The sequence below is a fragment of the Streptomyces sp. NPDC021622 genome (assembly GCF_040640795.1).
Lineage (GTDB): Bacteria > Actinomycetota > Actinomycetes > Streptomycetales > Streptomycetaceae > Streptomyces.
The window spans coordinates 128,086-144,331 of record NZ_JBFACK010000007.1; the positions used below are offsets into that span (position 1 = coordinate 128,086).

Annotated in this window: 14 protein-coding genes and 2 pseudogenes; 9 read left to right on the forward strand and 7 right to left on the reverse strand. The window is 71.7% G+C overall.

Features of this window, described 5'->3' with window-relative positions:
* Positions 1 to 22 precede the first annotated feature (22 nt).
* Positions 23 to 1,219 carry a helix-turn-helix domain-containing protein gene (locus tag AB0G47_RS15970; protein ID WP_360769358.1) on the forward strand — a complete coding sequence of 399 codons (1,197 nt, stop codon included), beginning with the start codon at positions 23 to 25 and terminating at the stop codon, positions 1,217 to 1,219.
* Positions 1,220 to 1,359: 140 nt separating this feature from the next.
* Here the strand turns inward: AB0G47_RS15970 and AB0G47_RS15975 are convergent.
* Positions 1,360 to 1,518 (reverse strand): annotated as a pseudogene (locus AB0G47_RS15975) (NUDIX domain-containing protein); the annotation flags it as partial.
* A 164-nt stretch (positions 1,519 to 1,682) separates the two neighbouring features.
* Between AB0G47_RS15975 and AB0G47_RS15980 the strand changes: the two are divergent.
* On the forward strand, positions 1,683 to 2,483 hold the full coding sequence (locus tag AB0G47_RS15980; RefSeq protein ID WP_360769360.1) for a helix-turn-helix transcriptional regulator: 801 nt from the start codon (positions 1,683 to 1,685) through the stop codon (positions 2,481 to 2,483).
* A complete protein-coding gene (locus tag AB0G47_RS15985; protein WP_360769363.1) occupies positions 2,480 to 3,574 on the forward strand; it encodes a methyltransferase in 1,095 nt (364 codons plus the stop codon). Before AB0G47_RS15980 ends, AB0G47_RS15985 begins: the two co-directional genes overlap by 4 nt.
* Here AB0G47_RS15985 and AB0G47_RS15990 read toward each other — a convergent pair.
* Positions 3,571 to 3,705, reverse strand: coding sequence for a hypothetical protein (locus tag AB0G47_RS15990; protein WP_360769366.1), 135 nt, complete (start codon positions 3,703 to 3,705; stop codon positions 3,571 to 3,573). The genes AB0G47_RS15985 and AB0G47_RS15990 overlap by 4 nt on opposite strands.
* A gap of 159 nt (positions 3,706 to 3,864) precedes the next feature.
* Between AB0G47_RS15990 and AB0G47_RS15995 the strand changes: the two genes are divergently transcribed.
* A complete protein-coding gene (locus tag AB0G47_RS15995; RefSeq protein ID WP_360769369.1) occupies positions 3,865 to 5,913 on the forward strand; it encodes an NACHT domain-containing protein in 2,049 nt (682 codons plus the stop codon).
* 62 nt (positions 5,914 to 5,975) lie between these two features.
* Here the strand turns inward: AB0G47_RS15995 and AB0G47_RS16000 are convergent, their stop codons facing one another.
* Both AB0G47_RS16000 and AB0G47_RS16005 read right to left on the reverse strand, forming a co-directional pair.
* On the reverse strand, positions 5,976 to 6,956 hold the full coding sequence (locus tag AB0G47_RS16000) for an aldo/keto reductase (RefSeq protein ID WP_360769979.1): 981 nt from the start codon (positions 6,954 to 6,956) through the stop codon (positions 5,976 to 5,978).
* 86 nt (positions 6,957 to 7,042) lie between these two features.
* Positions 7,043 to 9,004: a M13-type metalloendopeptidase gene (locus tag AB0G47_RS16005; protein ID WP_360769372.1), complete on the reverse strand. Its 1,962-nt coding sequence runs from the start codon at positions 9,002 to 9,004 to the stop codon at positions 7,043 to 7,045.
* Positions 9,005 to 9,173: 169 nt separating this feature from the next.
* Between AB0G47_RS16005 and AB0G47_RS16010 the strand changes: the two genes are divergently transcribed.
* From AB0G47_RS16010 to AB0G47_RS16020, 3 genes and pseudogenes are all read left to right on the forward strand, one after another.
* A complete protein-coding gene (locus AB0G47_RS16010; RefSeq protein WP_360769375.1) occupies positions 9,174 to 10,319 on the forward strand; it encodes a S1 family peptidase in 1,146 nt (381 codons plus the stop codon).
* Between the two features lie 185 nt (positions 10,320 to 10,504).
* Positions 10,505 to 10,999, forward strand: a pseudogene (locus AB0G47_RS16015) (DUF3048 domain-containing protein); the annotation flags it as partial.
* A 275-nt stretch (positions 11,000 to 11,274) separates the two neighbouring features.
* A complete protein-coding gene (locus tag AB0G47_RS16020) occupies positions 11,275 to 11,415 on the forward strand; it encodes a DUF3048 C-terminal domain-containing protein (RefSeq protein WP_360769981.1) in 141 nt (46 codons plus the stop codon).
* On the opposite strand, the gene AB0G47_RS16025 is transcribed toward AB0G47_RS16020, so the two are convergent.
* Entirely contained in the window at positions 11,412 to 12,044 is a 633-nt protein-coding gene (locus AB0G47_RS16025) for a LysE family transporter (RefSeq protein WP_360769378.1), read from the reverse strand. The two genes, AB0G47_RS16020 and AB0G47_RS16025, sit on opposite strands and share 4 nt — an antisense overlap.
* A gap of 180 nt (positions 12,045 to 12,224) precedes the next feature.
* Here AB0G47_RS16025 and AB0G47_RS16030 point away from each other — a divergent pair, with 180 nt between their 5' ends.
* Complete coding sequence (locus AB0G47_RS16030) at positions 12,225 to 12,587, forward strand: hypothetical protein (protein ID WP_360769380.1); 363 nt, start codon at positions 12,225 to 12,227, stop codon at positions 12,585 to 12,587.
* A 24-nt stretch (positions 12,588 to 12,611) separates the two neighbouring features.
* Here AB0G47_RS16030 and AB0G47_RS16035 read toward each other — a convergent pair whose 3' ends face one another.
* Positions 12,612 to 13,040, reverse strand: a complete 429-nt coding sequence (locus tag AB0G47_RS16035) for a class I SAM-dependent methyltransferase (protein ID WP_360769383.1) — start codon at positions 13,038 to 13,040, stop codon at positions 12,612 to 12,614.
* A gap of 161 nt (positions 13,041 to 13,201) precedes the next feature.
* On the opposite strand from AB0G47_RS16035, the gene AB0G47_RS16040 reads away from it, so the two are divergent.
* The gene (locus tag AB0G47_RS16040) at positions 13,202 to 13,798 is read left to right on the forward strand and encodes a hypothetical protein (RefSeq protein ID WP_360769386.1); all 597 of its coding nucleotides are present in this window, start codon (positions 13,202 to 13,204) and stop codon (positions 13,796 to 13,798) included.
* Positions 13,799 to 13,886: 88 nt separating this feature from the next.
* Here the strand turns inward: AB0G47_RS16040 and AB0G47_RS16045 are convergent, their stop codons facing one another.
* Positions 13,887 to 16,115: an MMPL family transporter gene (locus tag AB0G47_RS16045; RefSeq protein ID WP_360769389.1), complete on the reverse strand. Its 2,229-nt coding sequence runs from the start codon at positions 16,113 to 16,115 to the stop codon at positions 13,887 to 13,889.
* Between the last annotated feature and the right edge of the window lie 131 nt (positions 16,116 to 16,246).

The window sequence follows — 16,246 nt, forward strand, 5'->3', positions numbered from 1 at the left end:
TTTCCGATGGGACCATCACCCTGTGACAAACAAGCGCGAACGCGTCCGGCAGGAGCTGCTGTCCGACCCCCGGCTTGTCGAGGCCGTCGTCGACGCGGTGCACGAACAGGTTCCGGCGTACACCGCACTCGACGGCAGCCGGTTCCCCGAGGTGCGCGCCATCGCGGCCTGGGCGAACGACCGGCTGCTCGACCACTGGGTGACGGGCGGCGCGATCGACGCGGCCGATCTGCGGCGCTTCCGGGGGATCGCGGCGGCACGGGCGGCGGACGGCCGCCCCTTGCAGGCCGTGCTGCGCGCCTACCGGGTCGCGGCGGCGGTGCTCGCCGACGAGGTGGCCGCCCGCGCCCCGCAGCTGTCCGCGAAGGACGCCTTCGCGCTGACCCGGCTGCTGCTCACCGCCATGGACACCCTCTCCGAGGAGATGACCGCGGCGTACGCGGACACCAGCCAGCGCCTGACGGGTGACCGCGACCGGGCGCTGCAGCTGCTGCTCGACGACCTCATCGCAGGCCGCCACGCGTCGCTCGGCGCGCTGACGGACCGTGCATCGCGCCTGGGTGTCCAACTCCCGGAGCGCTACTGCCTGTTGGTGGCCGAACCGGTGGATGCCGCGCCCCAGGACGGCGGCGCTTCCGACCTCTCCCTGCACACATCGACGGCCCTCCTCACGGCCCTCGGCGCCGACCGGGCCCGGGAGACCTCACTGGCGACGACCCATGGCTCGCGCGCCGTCCTGCTCCTCCCGGCCGCCGCCACCGACGCCGTACCAGCCGTCCTACGAGGACACGGCTGGCGCGGCTGCGCCATCTCGGGCGAGAGCCTGGACCGCGTCGCGGTCGCGCACCGCCTGGCCGCCGGTGCCCTGGACTCCGCTCCCCCGCACGCGCATCGCCCCGACCGGGTACTGAGCGACGCCGACGCCCACGTCCTCGCGCTCCTGGCCGGGCACCCCGTGACGAGCCCCGACCGCATCGGCCGCATCGTCCTCGGCCCTCTGGTCGACCGCGCCCAGCGCCACCTCCTGGAGGCGCTGACCGCGTACATCGACACCGGATCCGCCAACGCCGCCGCCCGGGAACTCCACCTGCACCCGCAGTCCGTCCGCTACCGCCTGCGCCGCGTCCACGACATCACGTCCCGCGACCCCCGCGATCCGTGGCAGCGCCTCACCCTGGACATCGCCCGCACGATCGCCCTCGGGGGCCGGAACGGATAGGGCTGCCTCAGCCCTGTCGCATCCGGAGCGGATTCGCGACGTACCCCAGGTGCACCGGCAGACGTCCGGCACTCGACGGATCGCTCAAGTAGCGGAGCAGCGCGGGCAGTTCTGGTGGCCACAGCGGGTCGGCGGTTTTGGGTGAAGTCGTGCTCCCAGGTGCACAGCAGCGGTCCGGGCTCGATGCCGGTCCAGCCGGTCTCCTCCAGGAGCTCACGCCGGGCGCCCTGCCGAGGCGTCTCGCCGGGGTCGAGGCCGCCGCCGGGCATGGCCCAGTGCACGCCGACCTCTTCATTGTCCCCCTGCGGGCGGCTCCCGCGCCGGGAACATTCGTCCAAGACCGTCGCTCCGGCCTCGGCGATAGTTGATGGTGCGCGCCGCGGCCACTCCGGCCATCGAGTTCTTGTCGGCGCACCGACCGCAAGAGGCTTGAGCCGTACGACGTCCGGGAGGTAGCCCCGCAGTGGAGAGCAAGGTCGCAGCCGGCTGGGAGATGGCCGTACCTGTCGGCGGCGCCCGGATCGCGGGTGTCCAAGTGGCGGCGTTCCGGGACCGTTCGGGGATCGGCCTCGACATGCGGGCGCTGCCGCAGCCCGTCGTGACGGTCGTGCTCGGGTTCGCGGACGACATGCTGACGGTCGACGGCGCCGCCGGCCGGCAGACGCTCGGGGGCCTGGTCGCCGCCCAGTTCCCGGGGCCCACCCGCATTCGCGGTGAGCGGGTGGAATGCGTCGAGCTGCATCTGTCACCGGTGGTCGCGTCCGGTCTGCTGGGCGTCGCCCCGTCCGAACTGAACGGGGCGGTGACCGACGTGGACGACGTGTGGGGACGCCAAGCGCGGCTGCTGCGGCAGCAGTTGGCGGACGCGGCGACATGGCCGCAACGCTTCGCCCTGGTGGACGCGTTTCTGGCAGGCCGCCTTGCGCGACCACCATCGGTCGACCCGGAGGTGGCCGCCGGCTGGGAGCACATCGTCAGCCGGCGCGGCCGGATCCGGGTCAACGACCTCGCCGCGTCCTGCGGTTGGAGCCGCAAGCGGCTCTGGTCCAGGTTCAGCGCCCAGCTCGGCCTCACGCCCAAGCGGGCCGCGATGCTGGTCCGGTTCGACCACGCCGTCGCCGGTCTGCGCGCGGGCAAGGACCCCACCGAGGTCGCCATGGCCTGCGGCTATGTCGACCAGTCCCATCTGCACCGCGATGTGCTGGCGTTCGCCGGGTGTACGCCCGGCGCGCTGAGCGACGCGATCGAGAGGAATCAACGATGACTACGACGAATGACAAGACAAACGACAAGACGAATGACAAGACGAACGACAACAGGGCGCACGCCGACGAGAGCGGGCATGAGCTGGTCGAACGGCTCGTGTTCGGCAGCATGGCCGCCCAGACGGTCCGCGCCGCCGCCCGGTTGAAGGTGATGGAGCTGATCGGCGACAAGGAGCGGTCGGCGGCCGAGATCGCCGCCGACGCCGGAGCGAGCACCCAGCCCATGACCCGACTGCTGCGCGCCCTGACCAGCCTGGGCCTGCTGCGCGAACACACGGCGGGCTCCTTCTCGGTGACCCCCGCGGGCGCGCTCCTCGACCCGACGCGGCCCGACTCGCTCAGCGCGCTGGTGGGGATGTTCACCGAGCCGACGATGCTGCGCGCCTGGGAGCACCTGGACGACAGTGTGCGAACCGGTGACATCGCGTTCGACGCGGTCTTCGGCAGGGACTTCTTCAGCCATCTCAAGGAACTCCCCGCGTTGTCGGCCGAGTTCAACGCGGCCATGAGCCAGGCCGCCACGGCAACGGCCGCCGCACTGCCGCTCGCCTTCGACTTCGGCCGGTTCGCCACGGTCGCCGACGTCGGGGGCGGCGACGGCACCCTGCTCGCCGGCGTGCTCCGCGCGCATGCGGCCCTCACGGGCGTCATCTACGACACCGAGGAGGGCCTGGCCCAGGCCCCGACGACGCTGGAGCGGCAGGGGCTCACGGGGCGCTGCTCCCTGGTGGCCGGAGACTTCTTCCGCTCGGTGCCCGAAGGGGCCGACCTGTACCTGATGAAGAGCATCCTGCACGACTGGACGGACGACCAGGCGGTCACGATCCTGACCCACTGCCGCGAGGTGCTGCCGCCCGGCGGACGCGTACTGATCGTGGAGCCCGTGCTGCCCGAGGTCGTCGACCCCGAGACCGCCGGGCTCACCTACCTCACCGACCTCAACATGCTGGTGAACGTGGGCGGCAGGGAACGCACCCGCGCCGATTTCGAGGACGTGTGCCGCAGGGCGGGGCTGTCCCTGACCTCGGTGACCCCGCTGACGCAGGCGCCACCGTTCTGCCTCATCGAGGCGACCGCCGCGCCCCGTTAGTTCGCGTGCGAGCTGCCGTCGCGCAACGTCCCGAACTCCGCGATGTACGCACGGCCTGCCGCCGTGTCGGTGGACTCGCCTCGCAGCGCCTCGATCTCGAAGCGATCCACGAAGCTCTGAAGGTTGCCCATGATTTCCTTCTTCCTCAGGTTCTGCCTGGACCGACGAGACAGGCCCGAGGAATGTGAGGCGGGGCAGCCGCACCCGCTCCCCTTCGCCTGCCGCCAACCCCCTGTCTGTGCAAGGCTGTTCGGCACCACGAGGTTCAGCACGGGGGACACGGACACGGCATGGAGTACGGGGGAAGCAGTCATCGGCGGCTGTGGCTCGCCCTCATGGCCGCCGGTGCCGTACTGGTGGTCGGCGCGATCGTGTGGGCCGCGAGCGTCGTCGCCCGGGGCGGCCTCGCGCCGCAGGACACCGCAGGGGTGGTCGGTCTGGTCGTCGGCCTGATCAGTCTGGTCGCCGCGGTCGCGGCGCTGCGGCACCGGGCGGGCCAGGAGCCCGATCCCGCACAGGCGGCCGAGCGGCTGCTGCACCGGGTCCATGCGGCCGAGGGCCGCCAGTGGCGCCAACTCCTGGGCGGTGACCGCGTCTTCATCGATCTCGGCTACGACGTGGCGCGCACCGGCGCCCGCGGCTCACGGCCCCCGCAGGACCTGGCGGGCCGCCTGTCCAGGGTCGCCGACGACTACCGCGCCACCGACGACCGGCGTCTGGTGATCACGGGTGCCCCCGGCGCCGGCAAGACCGTCCTCGCTCTCGCCCTGCTGCTCGAACTGACCCGGCAGGGCGGCCGGGAGCCGGTCCCGGTGCGCCTCTCGCTGTCCGGGTGGAACCCTCAGGTCGACTTCGAGGACTGGCTGGTGCAGCGCCTCGTACAGGACTACGACCGGGAGCCGCGGGTGGCCCGCGACCTGGTGGCCCAGCGCAGGATCCTGCCGATCCTCGACGGTCTCGACGAGATGGACGACGCCCTGCACCCGCACACCGACGTCACCACCTCCCGCGCGGCGGCGGGCGTCGAACGGCTCGACGCCTACCAGAACGGCACCCGGGGACTGCCGCTGGTGGTGACCTGCCGGACCGACTGGTACGAACGCCTCGAGCAGGTCGGCTGCGGGGTTCCGGACGCGCTGCGCATCGAGATCCGCCCGGTCACGGTCACCGCCGCGCGCGCCTACCTGGAGGCCCGCTCCCCGCAGCGGCCGGACCGCTGGGGCAGCGTCCTGCGCGCCCTGACCGAAGCGTCCGGCACCACGGGGTTCCTGACCCGCGCGATGTCCACGCCCTGGCGGCTGACCCTTGCGGCGACCGCGTACGCCGACGCGGGCGACCCGCAGGAACTGCTGCGCCACCACGACCAGGCATCCCTCGACAAGGAACTGCTCGGCCGGTACATCCCGGCCGCCGTGCGGCTGCATCCCCGCGCGGCCGGGCCCTACCGGCCGGAGCACGTGCACCACTGGCTGCGCCAACTCGCCCTGCACAGCGAGCGACAGGCCGCCGTGACGGCGCAGGCAGGCCTCGTCCCGCACCAGCTGTGGCCGCTCGCCGGGCCCTGGACGGTGCGGATCGCCGACGCGCTGCTCACCTCCTTCGTCATTCTCAGCGGGGCCGCCGCCCTGCTCATGCGGTCGGACTCCGGGCTCGATCCGCGTGACCTGCCGACGGCCGTCGCCTTCGCGGGCCTGGTCCTCGTCCTGCTCGCCCGGGTGGGCAGGGGGCGGGTCTCGCTCTCCCCCGGCGGGAAGCTGCGCCGTCTGCACACCCAGCACGAACGGCAGTTGCTGCTGCACCGGTTGCGGGGCGCCGCGGTGCTCGTCCTCGCGATCGTCATCGTGCAGTGGGTGGCGTCCGGGCTCGTCGCCGTGGTGATCGCGGTGCTCACCGCGGGACTCGTCCTCACGCTGGTCTCCGAGTTCACCGCCGCGAGCAGGGATCACGAACCCCAGCACAAGACCCATCCACGGCAGCTGCTGCGCGACGACCTCAACTCGGCGCTCACGTACTCGGCGCTCTTCGCGGTCTGTTTCGGCACGGTCGTCGGCTACAGCAGCGGCGACTACGCGATCGGCCTGGGCGCGGGCACCGTCGGCGGGCTCGCCTGCGGCATGGTCTGGTGGAGCGAAGCCAGCCGCCGCTACCTGGTCTTCGTCCTGTGCGCCCGGGCCCGCGGGCGGCTGCCGTGGCGGCTCATGCGCTTTCTGGACTGGGCGTACGAGGCGGGGCTCCTGCGCGTATCGGGCCACGCCTACCAGTTCCGCCACCACGAACTACGGGCCTGGCTGCTGCGCACCCCGTCGCCGCCACCCGAAAGCGACGGCGGAAGCCGCTGACGCCGCGCGGCCACCCTGCCTCCCTGCCTCCCTGCCCCCCTGCCCCCCGGAATACGGCCGTGTCACCCCACCGGAGCCCGCTCGTCGAGGAGCCCCTCCGCCCCCAGATCGGCCCACACCTGGTCCGGGATCGCGGCCCCGAACGCCGCCACGTTGCGCCGTACCTCGTCGGCGGAGCGCATCCCGACCACGATCCCGGCGACCACCGGATGCCGCAGCGGAAAGGCCATCGCCACCTGCGGCAGCGTCACCCCGTGGGCCTCGCAGACATCGGCGATGCGGTGTGCGCGGCGCAGCGGTTCGGCCGAGGCGGGCGCGTAGTCGAAGTGCGCCCCGGCGGCGGGGCGATCCGTGGCGAGGAGGCCGGAGTTGAAGACGGAGGCCGCGAGGACGGAGACGCCGCGATCGACGCAGGCGGGCAACAGCTCGTCCAGGGCGCCGTGTTGGAGGAGGGTGTAGTGACCGGACTGCATCACGACGTCCACGTCGGTCTCGCGGACGAGCCGGGTCAGCCGGGCGGTGTCGTACATGCCGGCGCCGATCGCGCCGATCACGCCCTGGTCCCGCAGTTCGGCGAGCGCGGGGTAGCCCGTGCGCAGCGCGGCGTCGAAGTGGGGTTCCGCGTCGTGCAGGAGCAGCACGTCGATCCGGTCGACGCCCATGCGCGTCAGGGAGTCCTGGACACTGCGCAGGACGCCGTCACGCGAGAAGTCCCAGACGCGGTGGTGCGTGGCGGGCACCTGGAACCCCTCGTCGGTACGGCCCGCGGGGTCCTGCGGGACGAGCAGCCTGCCGACCTTCGTCGAGAGCGTGAACTCGCCCCGCGGCTTGCGGCTCAGCAGATCGCCGGTCCGGCGTTCGGAGTGCCCGATGCCGTAGTGGGGTGAGGTGTCGAAGTAGCGGATGCCGCTGTCCCAGGCCGCCACGAGGGCGCCTGCCGCGGTGGCGTCGTCCAGCGGCTCGAACAGTCCGCCGAGCGGCCCGCCGCCGAAGCCGAGCTCGGTGACCTCCACCGTGCTGTGTCCGAGCCGGTTCGACTTCAGCTTCAACTCCACGGTGCCTCCGGGGCCTTGAACGGGTGACGGCCGCGGCAAGCGTGCCGCGGCCGTCACCCTGGTTCAACCGGATTTCACCAGATGCGTACGCGCTCCGCGTGGTCCAGCCAGAGCCCGTCGCCGTCCGTCGTCCCGAACGCCTCGTGGAACTCGTCGAGGTTGCGGACGATGTTGGCCCGGAACTCCGGCGGCGAGTGCGGGTCGATGGTGAGGTACTGCTGCTCCTGCTCCTTGCGGCGCTTGGTGCGCCAGCAGTAGGCCCAGTTCATGAAGAGCCGCTGGGAGCCCGTCGTACCGTCGCTCTCGGGCATCGGGCCGCCGTCGAGCGCGATCTTGTACGCCGTGTGGCCGATGGTCAGTCCGCCCAGGTCGCCGATGTTCTCGCCGACCGTCAGGGAGCCGTTGACGAACTCGCCGGGCAGATTGCGGGGCGAGAAGCCGTCGTACTGCTTGACCAGCGCCTTCGACTTCGCCTCGAAGGCGGTCTTGTCGTCGGCGGTCCACCAGTCGTTGAGGTTGCCCGCGCCGTCGTACTGCGCGCCCTGGTCGTCGAAGCCGTGGCCGATCTCGTGGCCGATGACCGAGCCGATGCCGCCGTAGTTCTCGGCGGGGTCGGCGTCGGGCGAGAAGAACGGCTTCTGCAGGATGCCCGCGGGGAAGCAGATCTCGTTGGTGCCCGGGTTGTAGTACGCGTTGACCGTCTGCGGCAGCATGAACCACTCGTCGCGGTCGACGGGCGCGCCGATCTTGGCGAGCTGCCGGTCGGACTCGAAGGCGGCGGCCGCGTGCGCGTTGCCGAGCAGGTCGTCGGCGCAGACCTCAAGCGCCGAGTAGTCGCGGAAGGTGTCCGGGTAGCCGATCTTGGGGCGGAACGTGGCGAGCTTCTCGTACGCGCGCTCCTTCGTCTCGTCCGTCATCCAGTCAAGCCGGGCGATCGACTGGCGATAGGCCTCAAGGAGGTTGGCGACGAGATCGTCCATCATCGCCTTGGAGGACGGCGGGAAGTGCCGCGCCACGTACTCCTTGCCGACGGCCTCGCCGATGGAGCCCTCGACGAACGCGACAGCCCGCTTCCACCTGACGCGCAGCTCCGGGGTGCCGTTGAGGGTGCGGCCGTAGAACTCGAAGTTGTTCTGGACGAAGTCGTCCGTGAGGTACGGCGCACTGCTGCCGAGCACCCGGGTCAGCGCCCAGTCCCGCCACTGCTCGATCGGCACCTCGTCCAGGACCGCGGACAGGTGACGGAAGTAGGACGGCTGACGGACGCACGTCTCGGCGATGGTGGCGTCCGAGCCACCGAGCCCCTCGGCATAGGCGCGCCAGTCGAAGTGCGGCGCCAGGGTGACCAGTTCGTGCAGAGCGAGGAGGTTGTACGTCTTCTGTACGTCACGGGTCTCGGCCCGCTCCCAGTGGCCTGCGGCAAGGCGGGTCTCCAGGGCGAGGACCGACTGTGCGGCCTCTGCGGGCGAGGCGTGCCGCCCGAGCGTGAGCAGCTCGGTGAGGTGGGCGACGTACTTCTCGCGGATGTCGGCGAACTTGTCGTCACGGTAGTACGACTCGTCGGGCAGGCCGATGCCGCCCTGGAGGATGTTGAAGAGGTAGCGGTCGGAGTCGCGGTCGTCCGTGTCGATGTACGAGCCGAAGAGGCCGGAGCCGCCGACGCGCTCGAAGCGGCCGAGGAACGCCGCGAGCTCCCGGGTGTCCCGCAGGCCCGCGACCTCGTCGATCAGGGGCTGCACCGCGGCGAGCCCGCGGGCGGCGATGGCCGCCTCGTCCATGAAGGAGGCGTACAGCGTGGCGATCTTGTGGGCGTCCTCGGAGCCGGCGCCGTCCGAGGCGGCGGACGCCAGCTCCTGGATGATCACCTTCACTTGTTCCTCGGCCGTGTCGACCAGCTGCACGAAGGGGCCCCAGCTGGAGCGATCATCGGGGATCGGCTCGTTCTCCAGCCAGTGACCGTTGACATGGCCGAACAGGTCGTCCTGCGGCCGGATCTCAGGGTTCATGCCCGCGCGGGCGTCATCCAGCATGCTCATTCACGCACCCTACGCGGACTACGGGTCCCGGCACGATCGGCTTCCGTGACGCGAGTTGGTATGGACATGACTGCCGAGCCACTCCTACACTCCGCCTGAACTCATCGTGAGAGCGCTCTCTTCACCCTGTTCCTCCCCCACCCCGTTGGAACGACAGAAGGGCACCACCGTGAGACGCAGAACCGCGGCCCGCGCCGGCCTCTCCTCCTTACTCCTGATCGGCTCCTGGGCGAGCATCGCGCTCGCCCCCGCCGCCGACGCCGCGCCCGGGCCCGCCGCCGCCCCCGCGTCGGCAGGCATGCTCACCGCACTGCAGGACGACCTCGGCCTCACGCCGGGCCAGGCGCGCGAGCGCCTCGCCGACGAGAAGGCCGCCATCGCCGTCGACCGCACGGCGCGGCGCACCGCCGGATCGACGTACGGCGGCTCCTGGTACGACGCCGGCACCGGCAGGCTGACGGTCGCGACCACCAGTACCCGGAAGGCATCCGCCCTGCGGGAGACCGGCGCGGCGGTCCGCATCGTCCGCCACAGCGCGACGGAGCTGGACGCCGCCAAGCAACGGATCGACGAGCTGTCCGCCCCCTCCGGGGTCAGCAGCTGGCACGTCGCGCCCCGCAGCAACACAGTCGTCGTGAACGTCGTCGCCGCTCAAAAGGACGACAACGATGTCCGGCGCTTCGTCGACAAGGCCCGCCGTGCAGGCCCGGTCCAGGTCGAGACGGTCGGCGCCGCGCCGGCCACCTTCGCCGCGGGGACCGTGGGCGGCGACCCCTACTACACGGGCAACGTCCGCTGCTCGATCGGCTTCTCGGTGCACGGCGGCTTCGTCACCGCGGGCCACTGCGGGCAGGCCGGGGCCGCGGTGCGCGGCTGGGACGGCTCGGGCATCGGCAGCTTCCAGGGCTCCTCCTTCCCCGGTGACGACTATGCGTACGTCAGCGTCGGCAACGGATGGTGGACCGTGCCTGTGGTGCTCGGCTGGGGCACCGTCCCCGACCAGTTGGTGCGCGGTTCGGCCGAAGCGCCGGTGGGGGCGTCGGTCTGCCGCTCCGGTTCGACCACGCACTGGCACTGCGGCACCGTCCTGGCGAAGAACGAGACCGTCAACTACAGCCAGGGCGCCGTCCACCAGATGACCAAGACCAGCGTCTGCGCCGAACCGGGCGACTCCGGCGGCTCGTTCATCAGCGGCGACCAGGCCCAGGGCGTCACATCGGGCGGCTGGGGCAACTGCAGCGGCGGGGGAGAGACCTGGCACCAGCCGGTCAACGAGATCCTCGCGCGGTACGGGCTGACCCTCCACACCGCCTGACGGCGAGGGACCGCGCCGGGCCCGCGGGAGGGTCCGGCGCGTACACCCCCTCGGTGAGTCCCGACGGCTGGATGGCCCCAACCGGGTTCACCGCGGCCGCCCCGGAGGAAGGACCGCGGCTGCGACATCCACGTACGTACGGCAGGTCCGCGGACCCCCGGTTCACGGACGGACGGAGAGCCGCGATGACAGCACCGTCGGCCGGGATCCGGCGCCGCACCCGCATCGGCACGCGACTCCTCGCCGTGGTCGCCGTGGGCGCGCTCGGCCTGGGCGCCGCACACGAGAGCGCCTCGGCCGACGACAAGGCCGCGCCGCGCGACCGGTCACCGTTCACCGGCCTTGCGGCGCGTCAGGGCCCGGTGCTCGCGGTGAAGTTCGACAACGCGCGGTCGGCACGGCCGCACACCGGTATCGCGCAGGCGGACATCGTCTACGTGGAGAAGGTCGAGGGCGGCGTGAGCCGGCTGATGGGCGTGTACTCGAGCCGCATCCCCAAGACCCTCGGTCCGGTGCGCAGCGCCCGGAAGTCCGACGTCGAGCTGCTGCGGCAGTTCGGCCGCCCGGCGCTCGCGTACTCGGGGGTGCGCAGCTCGCTCAAGAAGATGCTCCGGGAGTCACCGCTGTACATCCGCCCGCACAGCCGCGTCCCCAGCGCCTACTTCCGCAGCGCCCACCGCCCCGCCCCGCACGACCTGTTCGTACACCCCAAGTCCTTGCTCAGCTCGGCCCCCAAGGCCAGCCTGCCCACCGACATCGGCTTCCGCTTCGGCCCTGCTCCGGCCGGCGGCTACCCCGCCCAGAAGCGCACCGTCCGCTACTCATCGGCGAGCCACACCTTCCGCTGGTCGCCCCGGCAGGGCCGCTGGCTTGCGTCCTTCGACGGGGTCCCGGCCCGCACTACCTCGGGGGCGCGGCGCCCCCGTACATCAAGACGGTGGGCAGCGGCCGGGCCGTGGTCCTGCGCAACGGCAAGGCGTACAGCACCCGTTGGAAGCGTTCCGAGGCCACCGGCGGTACGTCCTTCACGCGTCCCGGCGGCTCCCGGATGCCGTTCGCCCGCGGCCAGGTCTGGATGGTGTACGCGGACCGCTAACCGCTGATGAGCAGGTGGACGGCGAGCGCACCGGTCACGGCACTGGCCGCGAGCGCCGTCCACAGCCTCCCCCGGCCGCCGGTCAGCGCCCGGCCGAGCAGCGCCCCGCCGCCCGCGAGCAGCAGCTGCCAGCTCGCGGACGCGACGAAGGCGGCCAGCACGAACGCCGCCTGCGCCGGCCGGTCGTGGGCGGTGTCGGTCCCGCTGCCGAGGACGAGCGCGGCGAAGTACACGACGGTGACGGGGTTCAGGAGGGTGATCCCGACCAGGCTCAGATAGGCCCTCGCGGGCCCGATGGCGACCGGGGCGGCCCCGTCCGCCGACCGCCGTCGGGCCCGGTGCTGCCGAATCGCCTTCGCGCCACCCTGAACCGCGAGCGCGATGAGCACCACGGCCGAGGCCCAGCGGAGCGGATCCATGATCGGTTCGAGTACGCGGGTGAGCGAGGTCCCCCCGATCATGGCGACCAGCGCGTAGAGACCGTCGGCGGTAGCTATCCCCAACGCGGCGCAGGCACCGGTGCGCAGGGACGTCCGCGCGGTGAGCGCCACGAGATAGGTCCCGACCGCCCCGACCGGCATGGCGATGCCATACCCGGCGAGCGCACCCGCGACCAGGGCCTCGATCACAGGTGCGCGAGCTCGGGCCTCCACGGACAGCCGGGCTGCTGCTGTACGCGCACCGGGCGGGCGGCGGCGGACAGCGGCAGGGCGGCGGTTTTCGCGATCGTGGTCATGCGCGGATTCTGGGGAACGTGCGGGGGAGGGGGCAACTCATTTAGACATAAGGGCATGGCGAGAGGACGCAGCATGAAGGGGATCGTTTTCCAGGCCTGGCAGGGGCCTCACTACGTGACGCTCGCCGAACTGTTGGTCCGACTCGGAAGCCATGGCCTGGCGCTGCGCTGGCGTCTGGAGATCGACGAGATGGTCGATCCCCGCTGCGCGGAGCTGGAACGCCGCTCCGCAGGCACCGGCATGGGCACCTTGACGCTGCTCTCCCTGACGACCCCCGCTCTGCAACTGATCGACGCCGAGGCAAGCGGCTTCGCCGACGGTGCCCTGGTGATGGTCCTGACGGAGGTGGACAGCTCGCTGTGGGAGGTCAGGGCAACTGACGAGGCCGTGCTCCGCGACCTTGCGCTCAACTACCGAGGGACCAGGGAGCTCTGATCGGTCTGCCGGGTGCCCCCGGGGTCACCTCGGAACGTGCAGCTCCCTCAACGGGTCTCCCCCATCGATGAAGAGCCGCCCCGTGGGCGCCAGCGCGGCGGCGATGCGGGGCATGGCGCGGGCGCCCGCTTCCGGGTGGCGGCCGTCGAGCGCGCCGACCCGGAACGCGAAGACGAGGTCGAAGGGGCCCTCGCCGGGCTCCGGGACGAAGTCCTCGGCGGCGCACCGGCGCACGGCGAGACGGCCGGACGCGATCTCCGCCGCGCAGGCGATCCGCGCCTGGGCCACCGCCGCGGCGGACCTGTCGATCGCCAGGATGTGCCCGGTGTCCAGCCGCGCCGCGACGGCCCGGGCTGCCGCACCGGGCCCGCAGCCGATCTCCAGGACCCGCAGATGCGGCTCGACGGGAAGCGCGTCGACGGCCTCTGCGAGCCGTTGGGAGAGGTGTGCCATACGCCGACGGTACGCAGGAAAGGGCGGCAGAAGGACCCTGCGGCCCCTCGGACAACGGGGTGATCCGGCCCCTTCCCCCGGCGCGCCCCGCCACCCATCGGCACCCCACGTCCGATAGTCACACCAGCGCAACGAGGCGAAAAGCATGGAGTGATGCGTCAATGAAGATCCGCGTAAGGCACTTGGCCGTTTCCGGCTGCCTGGCCGTGCTGGCCACCACGGGCAGTTTGACGGCAGCGGCCGCCGACGACCCGTCACCGGCCGGGCCGGCCCTGCATCGCACCGGCGAGTCGCCGCCGGCGCAGATGGGCGGACCGGCCATGGGACAGGACCACGGGCAGCAGCCATGGATGCAGGACCCCGGCAGTTCCCCGTCCGGGGACGGGGAACTGCCGGGCCACGGAGACGAAGAGACGCCAGGGCCGCGTTCCGAGGGCGGGACCACCCCCTCGGACGCGCCGTCGCATCCCATGGGCCACGGACACGAAACCCCGCACACGTCACCCGCACCCACCCCCAGTCACACCCACACCCACACCCACACGCCCAAGCCGAGCTCCACTCCCCCCGCGGAAACCCCGACTCCGACACCGCCCCACACCCCGACGCCCTCGACGCCCGCCAGCACCCCCTCCACGCGCCCGCCCGAGCTGGCGGAGACCGGCGACACCACCCTGTGGATGCTCGCCGGCGTCGCGGCCGCGGCCGTGGCCGCCGGAGCGGGCTGCCTCGTGCTCGGCCGCCGGGCCGGCCGCTGACGCCGGACGCCAGGACAGGCGTCAGCCCGGTGGCTGTGAGAACGGCCACCGGGCTGACTGAGGGGGCTCCTACCGGAGCGTCAGGTGCTCAGCCGCGTACGGACTCCAGCTCCCTGTCGCGGTCGGCGTGCGACGCCGACGGGACGTCGCCCAGCTGCTTGTGCAGCTTCTCGCCCTCCACGTCGACGTTCGGAAGCAGCCGGTTGAGCCACTTCGGCAGCCACCACGCCGACTTGCCCAGGAGGGCGAGGACGGCGGGGACGATCGCCATGCGGACGACGAAGGCGTCGAAGAGGACAGCGATGGCCAGGCCGAAGCCCATCATCTTGATCATGTCGTCGTTCTCCATGATGAAGCCGGAGAAGACGCTGATCATGATGACCGCCGCGGCCGCGACGACGCGTCCGCCGTGGGTGAAGCCGGTGACGACGGCCTCGCCCGGCCGCGCCCCGTGGACGTACGCCTCACGCATCCGCGTCACGAGGAAGACCTCGTAGTCCATGGCAAGGCCGAAGACCACGCCGATCATGAAGATCGGCATCATGCTCATGATCGGGCCCGGCTGGTCCACGCCGACGATGTCCGCCAGCCAGCCCCACTGGAAGACCGCGACGACTGCGCCGAGGGCGGCGGCCACCGAGAGCAGGAAGCCGAGTGCCGCCTTGAGCGGTACGAGGACCGAGCGGAAGACCAGCATCAGGAGCAGGAAGGCCAGGCCGACGACGAGACCCAGGTAGGGAAGCAGCGCGTCGTCCAGGGTCTGCGAGAAGTCGATGGTCATGGCGGTCGCGCCGGTGACCAGGACCTCGGATCCCGTCTTGTCCCCGAGTCCGTCGACGGTCGAGCGGATCTCCTTGACCGCTTCCTCGGTCTTGTGGTCGCTCGGACCGGTCTTCGGTACGACGTTGAAGATCGCGGTGTCGTCGCTCTTGTTGGCCTGCGCAGGCGCCACGGCCGCGACGCCGTCGATCTTGGCGATCTCCTTGCCGACCGTGTCGGCCGCCGCGGCGGCGCCCGCACCCTTGTCCTTGTCGACGGTGACCATCAGCGGGCCGTTGAAGCCCGCGCCGAAGGAGTCCGACAGGATGTCGTACGCCTTGCGCTGCGTGGTGTCCGGAGCGGACGTGCCCTCGTCCGGAAGGCCGAGCTCCAGGCTCGCCATCGGTACGGCGGCGGTTCCGAGGCCGACCACGGCGAGCAGCAGCACCGGCAGCGGGCGGCGCAGTACGAAGCGCGCCCAGCGGGTGCCCAGCTTCGGCTTGGCGTTCGGGTCCTGCAGCTCGGCGGGGGACTTCTTGCGGTCCTTGCGGCGCAGCACCTTCTTGCCCGCGAAGCCGAGCAGCGCGGGGATCATGGTGAGGGCGATGAGGACGGCGATCGCGACGGTGCCCGCCGCGGCCAGACCCATCTTGGTGAGGATCGGGATGTTGACGATCGCCAGGCCGGACAGCGCGACGATGACGGTGAGTCCGGCGAACACCACGGCGGAACCGGCGGTGCCCGTGGCGCGGCCCGCGGCGTCCTCCGGTTCGCGGCCGTCGGCTATCTCCGCCCGGAAGCGGGAGACGATGAAGAGGGCGTAGTCGATGCCGACCGCGAGGCCGATCATCATCGCCAGCGTCGACGTGGTGGCGGAGAGGTCGAGGACGCTGCCGAGTGCGGCGATGCCGGAAACCCCGATGCCCACGCCGATGATGGCGGTGAGCAGCGGCATGCCCGCGGCGACCATCGAGCCGAAGGTGATGATCAGGACGACCGCGGAGACCGCGATGCCGATGAGTTCGGCGGAGCCGCCCATCTCCTGCTCGGCCATGACCGCGTCGCCGCCGGTCTCGACGGTGTAGCCCGTCTTGCGGGTGTCGTCGGTGGCCTTGGTCAGCGCGTCGCGCGCCTTGTCGGTGAGCTCCTGGGCGTTGACCTTGTACGTGACGGACGCGTACGCGGTGGTGCCGTCCTTGCTGACCGCGTTCGCCTTGTACGGGTCGGCGACCTCGGAGACCTGCGGACCTGCGCCCAGGGTCTTGACCAGCTTCTCGACGTCGGCCTTGGGGCCGGACTCGGTCAGCTTCTCGCCCTCGGGGGCCCGGATGACGACGCGGGCCGTGGCGCCCTCCGCGCTGGCCGCGGGGAACTTCTCGTCGAGGAGGTCGAAGGCCTTCTGGGACTCCGTTCCCGGCATGGAGAAGGAGTCTTCGGGCGGTGCGGGTGCCGCGGACGAGGAGAAGACGACGCCGGCCAGCAGCACCACCCACATCAGTGCCACATAGCGGCGTCGCCGGAAGGCGAGGCGGCCTAGTTTGTAGAGGAACGTAGCCACGGCGAAAGGGACCCCCGTCGGGATTGGCAGGCAGGGTGACTGTGCCCGGCGTCACATCGGTGCACGTCAGGGCGGTCAGCAGGTTCCCCTCTAATATCCGGGCAGGATCGGCCCGGGAAGTCCGACTCAGA